Annotated in this window: 18 protein-coding genes; 9 read left to right on the top strand and 9 right to left on the bottom strand. The window is 71.7% G+C overall.

Going from position 1 to position 18349, the window contains the following annotated elements:
- Positions 1–73: 73 nt before the first annotated feature.
- Positions 74–1732: a fumarate hydratase gene (locus ABH931_RS39105; protein ID WP_370124665.1), complete on the bottom strand. Its 1659-nt coding sequence runs from the start codon at positions 1730–1732 to the stop codon at positions 74–76.
- 151 nt (positions 1733–1883) lie between these two features.
- Between ABH931_RS39105 and ABH931_RS39100 the strand changes: the two genes are divergently transcribed.
- On the top strand, positions 1884–2588 hold the full coding sequence (locus ABH931_RS39100) for a DUF1707 domain-containing protein (RefSeq protein WP_370124663.1): 705 nt from the start codon (positions 1884–1886) through the stop codon (positions 2586–2588).
- A 45-nt stretch (positions 2589–2633) separates the two neighbouring features.
- On the opposite strand, the gene ABH931_RS39095 is transcribed toward ABH931_RS39100, so the two are convergent.
- The gene (locus ABH931_RS39095) at positions 2634–3014 is read right to left on the bottom strand and encodes a DUF805 domain-containing protein (RefSeq protein WP_370124661.1); all 381 of its coding nucleotides are present in this window, start codon (positions 3012–3014) and stop codon (positions 2634–2636) included.
- 131 nt (positions 3015–3145) lie between these two features.
- Positions 3146–3886 (bottom strand): sirohydrochlorin chelatase, encoded by a 741-nt coding sequence (locus ABH931_RS39090; protein WP_370124659.1) that lies wholly within the window; start codon positions 3884–3886, stop codon positions 3146–3148.
- A 143-nt stretch (positions 3887–4029) separates the two neighbouring features.
- Between ABH931_RS39090 and nirB the strand changes: the two genes are divergently transcribed.
- Entirely contained in the window at positions 4030–6843 is a 2814-nt protein-coding gene (gene nirB / locus ABH931_RS39085; RefSeq protein ID WP_370124657.1) for a nitrite reductase large subunit NirB, read from the top strand.
- Between the two features lie 156 nt (positions 6844–6999).
- Positions 7000–7359 carry a WhiB family transcriptional regulator gene (locus ABH931_RS39080; protein ID WP_370124655.1) on the top strand — a complete coding sequence of 120 codons (360 nt, stop codon included), beginning with the start codon at positions 7000–7002 and terminating at the stop codon, positions 7357–7359.
- A 222-nt stretch (positions 7360–7581) separates the two neighbouring features.
- Here the strand turns inward: ABH931_RS39080 and glpX are convergent, their stop codons facing one another.
- The gene (gene glpX, locus ABH931_RS39075; RefSeq protein ID WP_370124653.1) at positions 7582–8622 is read right to left on the bottom strand and encodes a class II fructose-bisphosphatase; all 1041 of its coding nucleotides are present in this window, start codon (positions 8620–8622) and stop codon (positions 7582–7584) included.
- Between the two features lie 176 nt (positions 8623–8798).
- Here glpX and ABH931_RS39070 point away from each other — a divergent pair, with 176 nt between their 5' ends.
- Positions 8799–9353 carry a DUF4245 domain-containing protein gene (locus ABH931_RS39070; protein WP_370124651.1) on the top strand — a complete coding sequence of 185 codons (555 nt, stop codon included), beginning with the start codon at positions 8799–8801 and terminating at the stop codon, positions 9351–9353.
- Between the two features lie 136 nt (positions 9354–9489).
- On the opposite strand, the gene ABH931_RS39065 is transcribed toward ABH931_RS39070, so the two are convergent.
- Both ABH931_RS39065 and ABH931_RS39060 read right to left on the bottom strand, forming a co-directional pair.
- On the bottom strand, positions 9490–10089 hold the full coding sequence (locus tag ABH931_RS39065) for a malonic semialdehyde reductase (protein ID WP_370124649.1): 600 nt from the start codon (positions 10087–10089) through the stop codon (positions 9490–9492).
- Positions 10090–10203: 114 nt separating this feature from the next.
- The gene (locus ABH931_RS39060; protein WP_370124647.1) at positions 10204–10491 is read right to left on the bottom strand and encodes an exodeoxyribonuclease VII small subunit; all 288 of its coding nucleotides are present in this window, start codon (positions 10489–10491) and stop codon (positions 10204–10206) included.
- A gap of 57 nt (positions 10492–10548) precedes the next feature.
- Here ABH931_RS39060 and ABH931_RS39055 point away from each other — a divergent pair, with 57 nt between their 5' ends.
- A complete protein-coding gene (locus ABH931_RS39055) occupies positions 10549–11043 on the top strand; it encodes a GNAT family N-acetyltransferase (protein WP_370124645.1) in 495 nt (164 codons plus the stop codon).
- Between the two features lie 82 nt (positions 11044–11125).
- Here ABH931_RS39055 and xseA read toward each other — a convergent pair whose 3' ends face one another.
- Together xseA and ABH931_RS39045 are read right to left on the bottom strand one after the other, a co-directional pair.
- Positions 11126–12358: an exodeoxyribonuclease VII large subunit gene (gene xseA / locus ABH931_RS39050; RefSeq protein ID WP_370124643.1), complete on the bottom strand. Its 1233-nt coding sequence runs from the start codon at positions 12356–12358 to the stop codon at positions 11126–11128.
- A gap of 45 nt (positions 12359–12403) precedes the next feature.
- Complete coding sequence (locus tag ABH931_RS39045) at positions 12404–13777, bottom strand: APC family permease (RefSeq protein ID WP_370124641.1); 1374 nt, start codon at positions 13775–13777, stop codon at positions 12404–12406.
- 114 nt (positions 13778–13891) lie between these two features.
- On the opposite strand from ABH931_RS39045, the gene ABH931_RS39040 reads away from it, so the two are divergent.
- Positions 13892–14872, top strand: coding sequence for a 4-hydroxy-3-methylbut-2-enyl diphosphate reductase (locus tag ABH931_RS39040; protein ID WP_370124639.1), 981 nt, complete (start codon positions 13892–13894; stop codon positions 14870–14872).
- A gap of 87 nt (positions 14873–14959) precedes the next feature.
- On the top strand, positions 14960–15712 hold the full coding sequence (gene ppgK, locus ABH931_RS39035; RefSeq protein WP_370124637.1) for a polyphosphate--glucose phosphotransferase: 753 nt from the start codon (positions 14960–14962) through the stop codon (positions 15710–15712).
- A 258-nt stretch (positions 15713–15970) separates the two neighbouring features.
- On the opposite strand, the gene ABH931_RS39030 is transcribed toward ppgK, so the two are convergent.
- Positions 15971–16432 (bottom strand): DUF6542 domain-containing protein, encoded by a 462-nt coding sequence (locus tag ABH931_RS39030; RefSeq protein ID WP_370124635.1) that lies wholly within the window; start codon positions 16430–16432, stop codon positions 15971–15973.
- Between the two features lie 201 nt (positions 16433–16633).
- On the opposite strand from ABH931_RS39030, the gene ychF reads away from it, so the two are divergent.
- Together ychF and ABH931_RS39020 are read left to right on the top strand one after the other, a co-directional pair.
- The gene (gene ychF / locus ABH931_RS39025; RefSeq protein ID WP_370124633.1) at positions 16634–17707 is read left to right on the top strand and encodes a redox-regulated ATPase YchF; all 1074 of its coding nucleotides are present in this window, start codon (positions 16634–16636) and stop codon (positions 17705–17707) included.
- 126 nt (positions 17708–17833) lie between these two features.
- The coding region (locus tag ABH931_RS39020) for a transposase (RefSeq protein WP_370124667.1) at positions 17834–18349 on the top strand (516 nt) is incomplete at its 3' end.

Genomic DNA, 18349 nt, shown 5'->3' with positions numbered 1-18349 from the left:
CCTTCGGGCCGACCGGGCTCGTCACATACCCGGCTCAGCCCTTCGGGCCGACCGGGCTCGTCACATACCCGGCTCAGCCCTTCGGGCCGACCGGGATGTTGGTGATCAGCGGCTGGACCGGGCCCGGGTCGGTGAAGAAGTCGTTGCCCTTGTCGTCCACCACGATGAAGGCCGGGAAGTCCTCGACCTCGATGCGCCAGACCGCCTCCATGCCGAGCTCCGGGTACTCCAGGACCTCGACCTTCTTGATGCAGTCCTGCGCCAGGCGCGCCGCCGGGCCACCGATGGAGCCCAGGTAGAAGCCGCCGTGCTTGCCGCAGGCGTCGGTGACCTGCTGGGAACGGTTGCCCTTGGCGAGCATGACCATGGAGCCGCCGGCCGCCTGGAACTGGTCGACGTAGGAGTCCATCCGGCCGGCCGTGGTCGGGCCGAACGAGCCGGAGGCGTAGCCCTCGGGGGTCTTGGCCGGGCCCGCGTAGTAGACCGGGTGGTCCTTCAGGTACTGCGGCATGCCGTCCCCGGCGTCCAGCCGCTCCTTGATCTTGGCGTGCGCGATGTCGCGCGCCACGACCAGCGTGCCGGTCAGCGAGAGGCGCGTCTTGACCGGGTGCCTGCTCAGCTCGGCGCGGATCTCGTCCATCGGCCGGTTGAGGTCGACGGTGACGACGTTGTCGCTCAGGTGCTCGTCGGTGGTGTCCGGGAGGAAGCGGGCCGGGTCGCGCTCCAACTGCTCCAGGAAGACGCCCTCGGCGGTGATCTTCGCGACCGCCTGGCGGTCGGCGGAGCAGGAGACCGCGATGGCGACCGGCAGGGACGCGCCGTGGCGCGGCAGGCGGACCACCCGCACGTCGTGGCAGAAGTACTTGCCGCCGAACTGCGCGCCGATGCCCAGCTTCTGGGTCAGCTCGAAGACCTTCTTCTCCAGCTCCAGGTCACGGAAGCCGTGGCCGGTGGGGGAGCCCTCCGTCGGCAGCGTGTCCAGGTAGTGCGCGGAGGCGTACTTGGCCGTCTTCAGCGCGAACTCGGCGCTGGTGCCGCCGACGACGATGGCCAGGTGGTACGGCGGGCAGGCGGCCGTGCCGAGGGAGCGGATCTTCTGCTCCAGGAAGGCCATCATCGAGGCCTCGTTCAGGACCGCCTTGGTCTCCTGGAAGAGGAACGACTTGTTGGCCGAGCCGCCGCCCTTGGCCATGAAGAGGAACTTGTACGCGTCGCCGTCGGTCGCGTAGAGCTCGATCTGGGCGGGCAGGTTCGAGCCGGTGTTCTTCTCGTCCCACATGGTCAGCGGGGCCATCTGCGAGTAGCGCAGGTTGAGCTTGGTGTACGCGTCGTAGACGCCGCGCGACAGGGCCGCCTCGTCGCCACCAGTCGTCAGCACGTTCTGGCCGCGCTTGCCCATGACGATCGCGGTGCCGGTGTCCTGGCACATCGGCAGCACCCCGGCCGCGGCGATGTTCGCGTTCTTCAGCAGGTCGAGCGCGACGAACTTGTCGTTCGGGCTCGCCTCCGGGTCGTCCAGGATGCGGCGCAGCTGGGCCAGGTGGGCCGGGCGCAGGTAGTGGGAGATGTCGTGCATGGCCTCGGCGGCCAGCAGGCGCAGGGCCTCCGGCTCGACCTGCAGGAAGGTGCGGCCGTTCGCCTCGAACGTGCTGACGCCCTCGGAGGTGATCAGCCGGAACGGGGTGTCGTCCTTCCCCAGCGGGAGCAGGTCGGTGTAGGCGAACTCGGGCATGTGCGGACAGTCCTCACGGGTCGGGCGTCGTCGTCGGCGCGCCTTCCAGGGTATCCACCGCGCGGACGGCGGCCCGGGGCCGGTCCCTGGAGGGTGGGCGGGATCACACTGTCACTGGTCACCCACCGGGACGGCTGACTAAGCTCGGCGCGTGGACAACTCCTCGTCGTCAGGGTCCTCGTCGGGCTCACAGCCCGAGCGCCTCCCGGAGGCGGCCCCGCAGGACCGGCCCGGACGGCAGCCCGCCGCGCGGCCCTTCGCCGAGCCGTCCGAGGGCGATCTGCGCGCCTCGGACGCCGACCGCGAGCGCGTCGCCGCTGCTCTGCGCGACGCCTACGCGGAGGGGCGTCTCGACGTGGAGGAGCACTCCCAGCGTCTCGACGCGGCCTACGCGGCGAAGACGCTCGGCGAGTTGGTCCCGCTCACCCGCGACCTGCCCGCCCACGAGCAGGTGCGCCCGCGCGCCGCCCCGTCCGCCTCGGCGCCGGAACCCCTGCCGGTGTCGGGCCCCGGCGACAACGAGGTCGTGGCGATCTTCGGCGGCGCCGTGCGCAAGGGCCGCTTCCGCACCGGGCGGTTCATGCGGGCGCGCGCGATCTTCGGTGGCATCACCATCGACCTGTCCGAGGCCGTCTTCGACGGACCCGAGCTGGTCATCGAGGTCAGCGCGATCTTCGGCGGGGTCGAGGTGAAGGTGCCGGACCACGTTTCCCTGCACGGCGGTGGCGCCGGGATCTTCGGTGGCTTCGACGTCCGCGAGGAGGAGGGGACGGAGCCGAACGGTCCCGTCGTCACCATCCGCGGCAAGGCGGTCTTCGGCGGCGTCTCGGCGCGGCAGCGCCGTCACGCCTCCTAGCCGCCCGCCCGGACCAGGCGTGGACCAGGCGTGGACCGGGCTCGGTCAGGCGGTGCGGGCGGCGCCGAAGGCCGGCGGGCGGCGGCGGTCGGGCTGCGGGCCGTAGCGGTTGTCGGTGAGCTCGCCCTCGTCGGCCATGAAGGCCAGCACCACCAGCGCGCCGATGATCGGCACGACACCCGTCAGCGCCCACCAGCCGCTGCGTCCGGTGTCGTGCAGCCGCCGGACGGTCAGCGCGAGGTGGGGCAGGAAGGTGGCCGCGATGTAGAGGGCGTAGGGGATGAACGTGCCACCGCCCCACCGCCCCAGCGCGTAGAGGCCGCCGATCAGCACCAGCTGGAAGAGGAAGAAGATCCAGTACTCCAGGCCGCCCGCGCGTCCTCTGAAGCCGACGTAGTTCCGCAGGACTGCCAGGTACCACTTCATGGTGCTTTGCTCTTTCGCTCGATCCGGTCGCCCGACCCGGACCCCCCGAGCGGCGTGTACACAGTGTCCCCGCAGGTCGGCGCGGGTTCAATCCCCCGATCGGCGTCCCCGGACCGGGGGGACCCGCCCGTTCACACCGGTAGCGCCTGCCGCAGGGCCGTGGCCTGGGTGAACCGGGTGACGACGAGGTCGGCGACCAGTGGATGGTCGGCGAGCGGGGACGTCGCCGCCCACGCGGACCCGTCGGCCACGAGGGCGTCCAGCGTGGCGGTGAACCGCCCCGGGGCCAGGAGGTGCGCGGCGAGCAGGATTCGTCGGTGGCCCCGGGCGTGGAGCTCCGCCAAGACGTCGTCGAGGGTCGGGCGTGCGGCGGAGTGGTAGCCGACGACGACGTCGACCGGGCCGCGTTCGCGGGCCAGGAGCTCGCGCAGATCGCGCGCGGCCAGTTCGGCACCCGCGTTGCCGCCGGGCCGGGAGGATCCGGCCGCGGCGAACAGGATCGCGTCGGCGACGCCGTCCGCGCGGCCCTCCGCCGTCCGCACCCGGTCCAGGAGGGCGAGGCCGACCTCCTCCGCCCCGCTCAGCGTCGGTGTGAGCACGGCGTCGGTCCCGGCGAGCACCGCCGGCAGGTCCACGGTCCGGTGGTAGCCGGATCCCAGCAGCAGTGGCACGACGACCGCGTCCCTTCGGCCGGCCAGGACCTCGGCGAGGCGGGGGCCCTGGTGGTCGAGATGTCCGACCACCGGCCGGACACCGCACCGGCTGTGAACCGAGTCGACCAGCCGCGCGACCGTTTCCGCGGCACCCGGCAGCGCACTGCCGTGAACCGCGAGAACCAGGGTCCGTTCGGACATCCGGGTGCACGCACTCATACCGACGACCGTAGTCGCGGTCCCGGTCCGGACCGCCGGGCCCAACGTCCCCCGTGATCAGGGCTTTCGCCGCCGGATCGGGCCCGGCTCCCGGCCTACGGTCAAAGGAGCAGGGAACACCCGAACACGCGAGGGACGTCGTCATGGGACAGACGCTGGTCGTCGTCGGCCACGGCATGGTGGGTTACCGACTGCTGGAGGCGCTCGCCGAACGCGGCGCGCTCGCGGGCACCGACGCGGGCGGCGACAAGGGCGGGGAGGGCGGCTGGCGCGTCGTGGTGCTGGCCGAGGAGAGCCGCCCAGCCTATGACCGGGTGCATCTGTCCTCGCTGTTCACCGGTGCCACGCCCGCCGAACTCAGCCTGGGAACCCCGGACTTCCCCGCCGACCACGGGATCGACCTGAGGCTCGCCGACCCGGCCGTGCACCTGGACACCACGGCCCGCCGGGTGACCGCCGCCTCGGGCGCGGTCTTCGGCTACGACGCGCTGGTGTTGGCCACCGGCTCCTACCCGTTCGTCCCGCCGATCCCCGGCGCGGAGGCACCGGGCTGCTTCAGCTACCGCACGGTGGAGGACGTCGACGCGATCACCCAGGCCGCCGACGGCGCGCGTTCGGGTGTCGTGGTCGGCGGGGGACTGCTCGGGCTGGAGGCGGCCGGGGCCCTGCGCACACTCGGGCTGGACACCCACGTCGTCGAGTTCGCCGAGCGGCTGATGCCGCTCCAGGTCGATGCCGGTGGCGCGGCGGTGCTGCGGTCCACCGTCGAGGGCATGGGCGTCGGTGTGCACACCGGCGTCGGTGCGCAGGAGGTGCTCACGGCGGGCGACGGCCGGGTGCGAGGGCTGCGCCTGAGCAGCGGCGAGACGATCGACGCCGAGATGGTGGTCTTCTCCGCCGGGGTCCGCCCGCGCGACCGGCTCGCCCGTGAATCCGGTCTGGCGACCGGGGACCGCGGCGGTGTGCTCGTCGACGAACACTGCCGTACCAGCGACCGGTACGTGTACGCGATCGGCGAGTGCGCGCAGACTGTCGACGGCCGGGTCCACGGCCTGGTCGGCCCCGGCTACCGGATGGCCGAGACGGTCGCCGACGCCCTGGCGGGTCCCGGGACCAGCGTCTTCACCGGCGCCGACACCTCCACCAAGCTGAAGCTGATGGGCGCGGACGTCGCCTCCTTCGGCGACCCGTTCGCCGAGGAGGGCACCGAGGGGGACGCCGTCGCGGTGGTCTTCGCCGACGAACGCTCGGGCGTCTACAAGAAGCTGCTGCTCGGCGCCGACGGCCGGCTGCTCGGCGGCATCCTGGTCGGCGACGCCGCCGCCTACGGCGCGCTGCAGCCGCACGCGGGCGCGGACCGGCCGCTGCCTGCCCCCGCGGAGGCGTTCCTGCTCCCAGCCGGAGCGGACACCACCGGCGCGGCGTTGCCCGGCGCGGAGGCCCTGCCGGACGACGCGGTCCTCTGCTCCTGCCACAACGTCGCCAAGGGCGTGGTCCGCGCCGCCGTCGCCGAGCAGGGCGCGCGGGACATCGCGGGCGTCAAGCGCTGCACCAAGGCCGGTACCGGCTGCGGCGGTTGCCTCGGCTCGCTCCAGTCCGTGCTGGACGCCGAACTCGCCGCCGCCGGCGTCGAGAAGCGTCACGGCATCTGCCCGCACTTCGCGCACTCGCGTGCCGAGCTGTACGAGATCGTCCGCACTGAGCACGTCCGTACCTTCAGCGAGCTGCTGGAGCGGTTCGGCGTCGCGGGCGTGACGGACGGCTGCGCCGTCTGCAAGCCGGTCGTTGCCAACTGCCTGGCCACGCTCGGGCCCGAGCTGGGCCTGCGACACGTGCTCGACGGCGAGCAGGCGGCACTCCAGGACTCCAACGATCTCTTTCTCGCCAACCTCCAGAAGGACGGCACCTACTCGGTCGTCCCGCGCATCCCGGGCGGCGAGATCACGCCCGAGGGCCTGATCGCCATCGCCGAGGTCGCCCGCGACTTCGGCCTCTACACGAAGATCACCGGCGGCCAGCGGATCGACCTGTTCGGGGCGACACGCGAGCAGCTCCCGGCGATCTGGCAGCGCCTGCTCGCGGCGGGCTTCGAGTCCGGCCAGGCCTACGGAAAGTCGCTGCGGACGGTCAAGTCCTGCGTGGGCGCCAAGTACTGCCGCTTCGGCCAGGGCGACTCGGTGCAGCTCGCCATCGATCTCGAGCTGCGCTACCGGGGCCTGCGCACACCCCACAAGATCAAGGGCGGCGTCTCCGGCTGCCTGCGCGAGTGCGCGGAGGCGCGCGGCAAGGACCTCGGCGTGATCGCCACCGCGGGCGGCTGGAACCTCTACGTCTGCGGCAACGGCGGCACGACGCCGCGTCACGCGGACCTGCTGGCAGCGGACCTCTCGGCGGCCGGGCTGTTCCGGCTGATCGACCGCTTCCTCATGTACTACGTCCGCACCGCCGAGCGCCTGGAGCGCACCTCCGCCTGGATCGAGCGCATCGACGGCGGGCTGGACCACCTCAAGCAGGTGCTGGTGGAGGACTCACTCGGCCTCTGCGCCGAACTGGAGGCGATGATGGACCGCCATGTCGCCGCCTACCGCGACGAGTGGCAGGCCGTTCTGGACGACCCGGCCGCCCTGGCCCGCTTCGCCGCTCCGCGCGACGCGGCGGACACCGCGGCGGACCTGGAGGTCGGCCGGGGCCGGGTGGCCTTCCTGCCGGACGGGACCGAGGCCGCCCTCTTCAAGGACCCGAGCGGTACGGTGCACGCCCTGGGCAACCGTGATCCGTTCTCCGGCGCGGACGTCCTGGCGGACGGCATCCTGGGCGAACGGGACGGCGTGCCGGTGGTGGCCTCGCCCATGTACAAGCAGGAGTTCGACCTGCGCACCGGCGTCAGCGTCGACGATCCCGAGGTCGCTGTGCCCGTGCTGTCAATACCGCTGCCCGCCAAGGAGCTTGGCATATGACAGTCTGACGGTCTGATTGTGTGCCGTGTGCATGAATCGGCGTATGCCGGGGTAGATCCCGAGGCACATCGCATTGTCAAGGAGGCGCCCCCCAGCGCCCTGACGATGCACGCGAGTGTGTGTACCCCTCCCCCGGCCCGTCGTCAGGAGTGCGCCGTGCTGCATCCGATCGAGTCCCGTCAGGATGTCTTCCGTCCCCGCATCGCGGGTAGCGCGGTCCCGGCCCAGCGCGGCCCGGATACGGAGGACAACCCCTGGCACACGGGTGCGGCGTGCCGCAGGGACGAGGCCGGCCTCTTCTTCGCCCCCTCCAAGGAGCCGACGGCTGCGCGGCTGGCGCGGGAGGAGCAGGCCAAGCGCGTCTGCGCGCGCTGCCCCGTCCTGCTGGAATGCCGGGAGCACGCGCTGGTCATGCCGGAGCCCTACGGCGTCTGGGGCGGCCTGACCGCGGCGGAACGCCGCGTCGTCCTCGCCCGCCGCCGTCGCCACGACGAGGACCTCCGCATCGCGGGCTGACGCCCGCCCCTCAGGGGCGCGGGGACCTGCAGACGAGCAACCCGGCACTGCCTCAGGGGCGCGAGGCCCTGCCCGATGACCTGCGTGCGCGAGCAGCCACCGGCGTGCGGATGGCCCTGCTCGTGCGGCGACTCACCACACACGGTGGCTTGTCGCGCACGCAGTTCATCGAGCAGGGCCCCGCGCCCCTGGAGTAGTGCCACTACCTGCGGGAGCGCGCGCTCACTTCGCGCGGTCGAAGTCCACCGCGCTGTAGGCGCGCAGTTTCGACAGGCGGTGGACGGAGTCGATCTGGCGGATCGTGCCGCTCTTGCTGCGCATGACCAGCGAGCTGGTCGTCGCCGTCTCCGAGCGGTAGTGGACCCCGCGCAGCAGTTCGCCGTCGGTGATACCGGTCGCGACGAAGAACACGTTCTCGCCGCTGACCAGGTCGTCCGTCAGCAGCACGCGGTCCAGGTCGTGGCCGGCGTCCAGCGCCTTCTGGCGCTCCGCCGCGTCCTTGGGCCAGAGCTTGCCCTGGATCACGCCGCCCAGGCACTTGATCGCGCAGGCCGCGATGATGCCCTCGGGCGTGCCGCCGATGCCGAGCAGCAGGTCGACCCCGGTGCCCTCGCGGACCGCCATGATCGCGCCCGCGACGTCGCCGTCGGAGATGAACTTGATCCGGGCGCCGGCCTCGCGGATCTCCTTGGCCAGCTTCTCGTGACGCGGACGGTCCAGCAGGACCACCGTCACGTCCTCCGGCGCCTTGCCCTTCGCGCGGGCCACGGCCTGCACGTTGTGCGCGACCGGGGCGGTGATGTCCACCACACCCGCCGCCTCGGGGCCGGCCACCAGCTTGTCCATGTAGAAGACCGCGCTCGGGTCGAACATCGTGCCGCGGTCCGCCGCCGCCAGCACCGCGATCGCGTTCGGCATGCCCTTGGCCGTCAGCGTCGTGCCGTCGATCGGGTCGACGGCGACGTCGCACTCCGCACCGGTGCCGTCGCCGATCCGCTCGCCGTTGAAGAGCATGGGGGCCTCGTCCTTCTCCCCCTCGCCGATGACGACAACGCCGTTCATCGACACGGTGGAGACGAGGGTGCGCATCGCGCGAACGGCCGCACCGTCCGCACCGTTCTTGTCGCCCTTGCCGACCCAGCGACCGGCGGCCATGGCGGCGGCCTCGGTCACGCGAACGAGTTCGAGAGCAAGGTTGCGATCAGGTGCCTCGGGGGCGACCTCCAAGGAAGATGGCATGCGGTTCTGGTGCTGCTCGGTCATCGAATTCCGTACCTCTCTGTACGCCGACGGCCGGAATGAGGGTGCTCAAATCCTATCTTCGACCTGGGCAGATGTCTGTGGCGCCCGGCACGTCCCCGGGCTCGGCTCCGGACGCGGCCCCGGCGCGAGGGGACCCCGGGGCAGGGAGGGCCGCACCCATGGGTCACCATGGTGGGGTGGCAACCGAGAACGTGACCGTACGCAAGCGGCCGGGGATGGCCGCCAAATCCGTGCGCGACATGGTCCTGTCGCTGGCCGCGGTGCTGGCGGCGGGCCTGGTGATATACCTCTTCATCCCGCACAGCGGCGGCAACGGCGTGCGCCCGGTGACCTACGCGGACTCGCTCGCCTCGGCCCGCCGCGCCGCGCCGTACCCGGTGCTGGCGCCGCCGCCGCAGAGCCTGCCCTCCGGCTGGAACGCCACGGCGGTGAGCTTCGACGGCTCGAACCCGCAGGCGGCCGTCTGGCAGTTGCAGTTCATCGACGCGAACGGCCAGTACGTCGCGATCCAGCAGAGCAACGGGTCTCCCGACTCCGTGATCCACAACGCGACGCTCGACGGGCAGAAGAGCTCCGCGACGACGCTGGTGAACGGCACGGCGTGGACGCGGTACCAGGGCAGCCGCTACCAGGCGCTGGTACTGGAGGGCCCGAAGGGCACGTCCGTGGTCTTCGGCACGGAGGGCTTCGCCGAGCTCGGCAGGTTCGCCGCGATGCTCAGCGACCACTGATCGACGCGACCACTGATCGACCGAATGACGACCGACTGATCGACGCAGTTGGACGCAGCTCGACACAGGCGAAGGCCCCGACCAGGCGGTGCTCGGTCGGGGCCTTCGCCTGGGGCATCGCATGCCCTGGGTGGGATCAGACGGTGGTGACGACCTCGTCGTAGGCCAGGCGCGGGCTGCGCGGGTACCAGGCGTTCTCGCCCGGCTTGCCCAGGTTCACGACGGCCAGGACGGAGTGCTCGCCGTCCGCGAAGAACTCCTTGTTGACGGCCGCGGCGTCGAAGCCGGTCATCGGGCCGGCCGCCAGGCCGGCGGCGCGGACGCCGATGATGAAGTAGCCGACCTGCAGGGCGGCGTTGAACGAGCCGGCGACCTCGCGGACCGGGCGCTCACCGAAGAAGAGGTCCTTGGCCTGCGGGAAGTGCGGGAACTGGGTCGGCAGCTCCTCGTGGAACTCGTTGTCGGCGGCCAGGATGGCGACCAGCGGGGCGTTGGCCGTCTTCTCCTTGTTGCCGTCGGACATCAGACCGACCAGACGCTCGCGGGCCTCGGCCGAACGGACCAGGACGACGCGCAGCGGCTGCATGTTCATCGAGGTCGGCGCGTACTTCACCAGGTCGTAGATCGCCTGGACCTGCTCGTCGGTGACGGGCTCGTCGGTGAAGGTGTTCGCGGTGCGGGCCTCGCGGAAGAGGAGGTCCTGGGCGGCGGAGTCGAGCGCGAGAACGTCGGTCATGGTCACACCTCAGAAGGAGATCGCTGGGCGGTGACTGGGGCCGTCACCGTCGATCTCCAACGTAGGTGATGCTTCAACTATTTCCAAAAAAGGTAGCTGGCTATGTGACGGGGCTCACGCGCCTTCGGTGCCCTCGGCGTCGTCCTCGTCCTCTGCCTCGCCCTCGTCCGTGCTCGCGCCGGCCTCCTCGTCCGCGGCGAGGGCCGCGTCCAGACGAGCGCGAGCGCCGTCCAGCCAGCGCTCGCAGACGCGGGCCAGCTCCTCGCCGCGCTCCCACAGCGCCAGCGACTCCTCCAGCGTGCCGCCGCCCGTCTCCAGGCGCCGGACCACGTCGAGCAGCTCCTCCCGGGCCTGCTCGTAGCCCAGCACGTCCTCGCTGCTCTTCCCACCCGTCTTGGCCATGGGTCCACCCTATGGAATCCGGCTGACATCCGAGGGGTGCGCGGCTAGGGTCCGCGCATGATCACCGTCCGGGCCGCCGTCCCCGCCGACGCGCCAGAGCTGGTCCGCCTGCGCGAGGTCATGCTCGCCTCGATGCAGAGCGGCACGATCGCGACCGGAAGCTCCACGGACTGGAAGGCGCCGACCGAGGCCATCCTGCGGGCGAGCCTGGCCGGGGACGACGCCACCCGCCCGGTCTTCGGGGTCTTCGTGGTGGACGACGAGGAGCGCCCCGGGCGCCTCGCCGCCTGTGCGGTGGGCACGCTGGAGCAGCGGCTGCCCGCGCCGGGCCACCCGGACGGGCTGTTCGGGTTCGTCTTCAACATCTGCACCGACCCGGACCGGCGGCGCCGGGGCTATGCGAAGGCCTGCACACAGGCCCTGCTCGCATGGTTCGACGGGAAGGGCGCCACCCGGCTCGACCTGCACGCCAGCCCGTTCGGACAGGACCTCTACCGCGGCCTCGGCTTCACCGAGTACTCGATCGCGCTGTCGCGCACCACGCTGCGCTGACCCCCGCGCCAGGCCGGGCCGGGCCGCACTGGGCCGCACCGGGCCGCGCCGGGCCGGGCCGCGCCGGGCCGTCCAGGGCCGGTCAGCCGTCCGTCGGCTCCGGGATCGCGCTGACCGTGACGGAGAAGGCGCCCTCGGCCACCCGGGCCCGCAGCTCCTCGCCGATCTCCACCTCGCCCGGCGCGCGCACGACCGACCCGTCGGCACCGCGCTGCAGCACCGCGTAACCGCGCTGCAGCGTCGCGGCGGGGGAGAGCGCGACCACCCGGGCCAGGGTGTGGTGCAGCTCGGTCGCCGCGCGGTCCAGCCGGTGGCCCAGGGTCCGGCGCGAGCGGTCCACCAGGGAGCGGACCTCCGCCGCCCGGTCGTCGATCAGCCGGTGCGGCGCCGCGAGCGCGGGACGGCTGCGGATGCCCGCGAGGCCGGCCTCCTCCCGGTGCAGCCGGCCCTCCATCGTCCGGCGCGCCCGGTCCCGCAGGGCGTGCACCCGGGCCAGCTCCTCCCGCACGTCCGGCACGACCCGCTTGGCCGCGTCCGTCGGGGTCGAGGCGCGCAGGTCCGCGACGAAGTCCAGCAACGGCTGGTCCGGCTCGTGGCCGATCGCGCTGACGACCGGCGTGCGGGCCTCGGCGACGGCGCGGATCAGGGTCTCGTCGGAGAAGGGCAGCAGGTCCTCGACGCTGCCGCCACCGCGCGCGACGATGATCACGTCCACCTCGGGATGGGCGTCCAGGTCCTTGATCGCCGAGATCACCTCCGGCACCGCGTAGACGCCCTGCACCGGCACGTTGCGCACCTCGAAGCGGACGGCGGGCCAGCGCCGCCGGGCGTTCTGCAGTACGTCGCGCTCGGCTGCGCTGGCGCGTCCGGTGACCAGCCCGATGCACTGCGGCAGGAACGGCAGCGGCCGCTTGCGCTCCGCCGCGAACAGGCCCTCGGCGGCCAGGCTGCGCTTCAGCAGCTCCAGCCGGGCGAGCAGGTCCCCCAGGCCGACCAGCCGGATCTCCGTGGCCCGCAGCGAGAGCGTCCCGCGCGGCGTGTACCACTCCGGCTTGGCGTTGACGACGATCCGTGAGCCCGGCTGGATCATCTGCGCCACCGGCTCGAAGACGGAGCGGTAGCAGGTGACGGAGATGGAGACGTTCTGCGACGGATCACGCAGCGTCAGGAAGACCACCCCGGCCCCCGGCCGCGGGCTCAGCTCGGTGATCTGGCCCTCGACCCAGACCGCCCCGAGACGCTGGATCCACCCCCCGATGAGCGCGGAGACGCGACTGACCGGGATAGGGGCGTCGGGCGAGGTCTCGAGAGCCATGCCCCGAGACTACGGTCAGGGACGGACATCAGGAGCCCGCACGGCTTATCCGCGCGTGCGCAGGCTCCGCTGTGTCGCCCAGACCGCGAGGCCCGCCGCCAGCCATACGGCGCCCACGATCTGGGCCGTGTGCGACGCGGCGACCAGCACCCACACGATCACCGCCGTCCCCGCCGCCGGGGCCAGCAGATGAGGCAGCCACGCCCGGCTGCCGTGCCGGACGAGGTACCAGCCCACCACCGAGGCGTGCAGCAGGACGAAGGCGGTCAGCGCCCCGACGTTCACCACGGAGGTCAGCTGGTCCAGGCCGTCGGAACGGGAGGCCGACCAGACCGCGGCCACCAGGGTGATCGTGGCGGCGACGAGCAGCGCGCCGAACGGCACGCCGGTGCGTCGGTCGATCCGCGCGAGCGGGCGCGGCAGGCGCCCGTCCCGCGCCATCGCGAAGATCAACCGCCCGGCCGCCGCCTGTCCGGCCAGCGCGGCGAACGCAGCGCCGACGGCCTTGCTGATCGCCACCAGCAGGTGCAGCCAGTGGCCGATCGAGGCCTCCAGCGTGTCGTAGAAGGCGCTGCCCTGGGCCTCGGGGTGGGCGGCCAGGTACTGGGGGGAGTCCGGTTCGAGCAGCGCCGCGAGATAGGTCTGCGTCACGAACAGGACGCCCGCGAGGGCCAGGCAGAACACGACCGCCCGTCCGACCCGGGCCGAGGGGCCGTCGTGTTCCTCCGCGAACGCGGCGATCGCGTCGAAACCGAGGAACGAGAGCACCGCCACGGAGACGGCCGACATCACCGCGCCCAAGGAGAAGCCACCGAAGCCTGTGAACGGACTCGACCACGGCCGGTGGTTGCTGCCCGTCAACAGTGCCTCCAGCGCGGCGGCTGTGAACACGGCCAGTACGACGAGCTCGAAGACGAGCACCAGCAGACCGACCCGGGCCGCGAGCCGGACCCCCGCGAGGTTCAGGCCGGTGGTGACGACGACGGCGATCGCCGTCCACACCCACTGGTTGACGGCGGGCACCAGCGAGTGCAGCGCGATGCCCGAGAAGACGTAGGCGACGGCCGGGATCAGCAGGTAGTCGAGCATCGCCATCCAGCCGGCGATGAAGCCAGGTCCCTCGCCCAGTCCCGCCCGGGCGTAGGCGTAGACCGAACCGGCCTGCGGCACCACCCGCAGCATCTGGGCGTAGGAGAAGGCGGTGAACGCCATGGCCGCGGTCGCCACGAGGTAGACGGTGGAGACCGCGCCGTGGCTCTTCGCGTCCAGGACACCGAAGATCCCGACGGGGGCCATCGGCGCGATGAACAGCATGCCGAAGACGACCAGCTCCCGGAAACCGAGCGCGCGCCGCAGCCCGCCGGGGGAGTCGGCGGAGTCGGTGGACGTCTCGGACGCGGGCGGCCCGGCGGGTTCCATGGTCCGATCATCGGCGCGACCAGCCGCGGGGCGGCGCAGGACGCGCCGTCCGCCCCGCCTGCAACGGCCCTGAGCGGCGCGGTTCGCCCCGGGGCCGGGCGGTAGGCTGGGCCCATGTCTGCTACCGCTGCACGCCGTGTCCTGCTCGCCGCACCGCGCGGCTACTGCGCGGGCGTCGACCGCGCCGTCATCACCGTGGAGAAGGCCCTGGAGCAGTACGGGTCGCCGATCTACGTCCGCAAGGAGATCGTCCACAACAAGTACGTGGTGCAGACGCTGGAGAAGAAGGGTGCGATCTTCGTCGACGAGACGGAGGAGGTGCCCGAGGGCAACATCGTCGTCTTCTCCGCCCACGGTGTGGCGCCCTCGGTCCACGACGAGGCCAAGGCGGGCAAGCTCGCCACCATCGACGCGACCTGCCCGCTGGTGACCAAGGTGCACAAGGAGGCGCTGCGGTTCGCCGAGGAGGACTACGACATCCTGCTCATCGGCCACGAGGGCCACGAGGAGGTCATCGGCACCATGGGCGAGGCGCCGGATCGCACCCACCTCGTCGACGGCGCCGAGGACGTGTCCAAGGTCCAGGTCCGCGACGAGTCCAAGGTCGTCTGGCTGTCGCAGACCACCCTCTCGGTCGACGAGACGATGCAGACCGTGGACGCGCTCAAGACCCGCTTCCCGCTGCTGACCAGCCCGCCCAGCGACGACATCTGCTACGCGACGCAGAACCGTCAGGTGATCATCAAGCAGATCGCGGCCGAGGCCGACCTGGTGATCGTGGTGGGTTCGAAGAACTCCTCCAACTCCGTCCGCCTGGTCGAGGTCTCCCTGGAGGCCGGCGCCAAGGACGCCCACCTGGTCGACTTCGCCGGCGAGATCGACGAGGCCTGGCTGGAGGGCGTCGCCACGATCGGCGTCACCAGCGGCGCGTCGGTGCCGGAGATCCTGGTCCAGGGCGTGCTGGAGTGGCTGGCCGAGCGGGGCTTCGGCGACGTCCAGACCGTCACCTCGGTCGAGGAGCACCTGCAGTTCTCGCTGCCGAAGGAGCTCCGGCGCGACCTGCGCGCCGAGGCGGGCTCTGCCGTCTCGGAGTGACCGTCCGTCACCGGCAGGACTGACGAATCCGGACGAACCCGCCCGAGTAACGGGCGGGTTCAGTCTGTCGCACGTAGCGTGGAGCACGTGACTGTCTTCGGAGTGGACATCGGCGGGTCCGGTATCAAGGGCGCGCCCGCAGACCTCGACAACGGCAGACTGGCGCAGGAGCGCGTGAAGGTGCTCACGCCCCAGCCCTCCGAGCCGGCGGCCGTGGCGGCCGCGGTGCGGGAGGTGGTGGAACAGTTCGACTGGCAGGGGCCGGTCGGACTGACCTTCCCCGGCGTCGTCGTCGACGGCCGGACGCTCACCGCCGCCAACGTCCACAAGGACTGGGTCGGCACTGACGCGGCCGGGCTCTTCAGCGAGGCGCTCGGCGGACGTCCCGTCGCCGTGGTCAACGACGCGGACGCGGCCGGCGTGGCGGAGATCCGCTTCGGCGCGGGGCGTGACCGTGGTGGCGTGGTGCTGTTGCTGACGCTCGGCACGGGCATCGGGAGCGCGCTCTTCGTGGACGGTGTCCTGGTGCCGAACACCGAGCTCGGGCACCTGGAACTGCACGGCAAGGACGCCGAGAAGCATGCGAGCTCCGCGGCGCGAGAGAAGCACGACCTCTCGTGGGCGCACTGGGCGGAGCGGCTGGACGACTACTTCGCCATGGTGGAGATGCTCTTCTCACCGCAGCTGATCATCATCGGCGGCGGGGTCAGCCGGAAGGCGGACAAGTTCCTGCCCCTGCTGAAGCCGCTCCGCGCGGAGATCGTGCCGGCCCACCTTCAGAACGACGCCGGCATCATCGGCGCCGCCATGCAGGCCTCCCGCCTGGCACCCGTGAGCTGAACGTCTCCCTGGCGGCGCGGCCGCCAGGGAGACGGGACTTCCGCGCGACGAGTCCGTTGCACCACCAGGGGCGCCGGGGACTGCGCGACAAGCCACCCACGCGCGGATGGTCGTCATCGAGCGGGGTCATCCGAGCGGGGTCATCCGAGCGGGGTCATCCGCGCAGGGCCATCCGCGCAGGGCCATCCGCGCAGGGGGGTTTCTCGCGCAGTTCCTCGCGCCCCTGGCACAGTGCACCTGGCTGCGGGAGCGAATCGCTCAGCCCGCGGCCTTCTTGCGGGCGTGCGCCAGCGAGAAGTGGCGTGCCACCGCGATCGTGACGCTGAGGCCCGTACCCGCGAAGAGCCAGCCCGCGTCCAGGGCGAGGGCCTCGGCGAGGCCGATGACGTGACCGCCCCAGCCGGGTCCCGCCGCCGGGCCGAAGAAGAGCAGGGCCAGCGCGAAGCAGATGGGCCCGCTGATCGGCGCCGCCGCCAGATCGGAGGAGCGCACCTTCACCGACGCCTGGAAGGACACCGCCACGTAGGCGAGGCCCAGCAGCACCCCCGAGGCGTCGAACAGCATCTGGTCCAGTGCCCCCGCGGCCAGGCACGCGGCCAGCATCAGCACCCCGCAGCCGACCGCGGTCAACCGCTGGGGCGCGCGGGCGCCGCCCGCCATCGCCGGGCGGGCCGACTGGATCACGGCCTCGGGCGAGCGTGCGGGCTTCGGCAGGGCCATGTTCCGCTCCGTCCCGGGCTCTGTGCGGCTGCTTCGGTACTCCACGTGACCAACGTACGGTCGGATGAACGCCGGATCGGGGGACAGACACGCCGACAGGCGGTCCGGGGCGCGCGATTGCGCCGTTCGGGCGTATGCCCCGCGAACCGTAGACTGGGGGGCTGTACGCTCTCGCCCCTCGAACCCGGGACTCACGCCACCATGTCGCTCACGATCGGAATCGTCGGCCTGCCGAATGTCGGCAAGTCGACCCTGTTCAACGCCCTGACCAAGAACGACGTGCTGGCGGCCAACTACCCCTTCGCCACCATCGAGCCCAACGTCGGTGTCGTCGGCGTCCCGGACCCGCGCCTGGACAAGCTGGCCGAGATCTTCGCCTCCCAGCGCAAGCTCCCGGCGACGGTCGACTTCGTCGACATCGCCGGCATCGTGCGCGGCGCGAGCGAGGGTGAGGGCCTGGGCAACAAGTTCCTCGCCAACATCCGCGAGTCCGACGCGATCTGCCAGGTCATCCGCGCCTTCAGCGACCCGGACGTGGTCCACGTCGACGGCAAGGTCTCGCCGAAGGACGACATCGAGACGATCAACACCGAGCTGATCCTCGCCGACCTGCAGACCATCGAGAAGGTCCTGCCGCGCCTGCAGAAGGAGGCGCGCCTCAAGAAGGAGACCGCCTCGCAGCTGGCTGCGGTCGAGGAGGCCCAGAAGATCCTCGAGTCCGGCACCACCGTCTTCGCCGCGGGCCTGGACCTGGTCCCGCTGCGGGACCTGCACCTGCTCACCGCCAAGCCCTTCCTCTACGTCTTCAACGTGGACGAGGCCGAGCTCGCGGACGAGGCGTTCAAGGACAGCCAGCGCGCGCTGGTGGCCCCGGCCGAGGCGATCTTCCTCAACGCCAAGATCGAGTCCGAGCTGATCGAGCTGGAGGACGACGAGGCGCTGGAGCTGCTCCAGGAGATGGGCGTCACCGAGCCGGGCCTGGCCACCCTCGCCCGCGTCGGCTTCGACACCCTGGGCCTGCAGACCTACCTCACGGCCGGCCCGAAGGAGGCCCGCGCCTGGACGATCAAGAAGGGCGCGACCGCGCCCGAGGCGGCCGGCGTGATCCACACCGACTTCCAGCGCGGCTTCATCAAGGCCGAGATCGTCTCCTACGAGGACCTCGTCGAGCTCGGCTCCATCGCCGAGGCCCGCGCCAAGGGCCGCGCCCGCATGGAGGGCAAGGAGTACGTCATGCAGGACGGCGACGTGGTGGAGTTCCGCTTCAACGTCTGATCTTGATCCTTAACATCCAGGCTCGAACACCGGTCACTCGTTGGTGTGATCGGCGGACATGAGGGCGGCCCGGTCGTGATCCTGACTCTGCGAGGAGATCAAGGAATCGACGACTGGGCCGTGCTGATGAGTGTGCTCCAACTCGCCTCCGGGCGAGACATGTTCGTGGAACTGTCACTCTTCCGGGAGGGCTACTACGCCTGCTTGTCCGCCCGGTCGGACGCGTTCTTCGAGCTGACCGACGCGCTGCTGTGCTCGGACGCGCCTGCAAGGACGCCGGTGGAGCTGTCGCTCACGGCCGAACACCGACGCGGCTACGGCTCCCTCTACGGCGCGCTCAACCACGGCCGTCTGGACGCTGATCTGCTCCGGGACCTGCTGGCCGAGCTGCCACTGCCCCGCTTCGAGGACCGGCTCGTCCTCACCGTGGACGTCTCGCCGTGGCTGCGGTCGGACGCCGCGTGCTCGCCCGAGCGGCTCTTCTGCCACGTCCACGGACGCTCGAAGACGTCCGCGCAGATCATCCCCGGCTGGCCGTACTCGTTCGTCGCCGCGCTCACCCCGGACCGCACCTCCTGGACGCAGGTCCTGGACGCGGTCCGGCTCGGGCCGGCCGACGACGCCGCGGCCGTCACCGCCCGT

The sequence above is a fragment of the Streptacidiphilus sp. MAP12-33 genome (assembly GCF_041261265.1).
Lineage (GTDB): Bacteria > Actinomycetota > Actinomycetes > Streptomycetales > Streptomycetaceae > Streptacidiphilus.
This window is presented reverse-complemented; position numbering and strand designations above follow the sequence as displayed.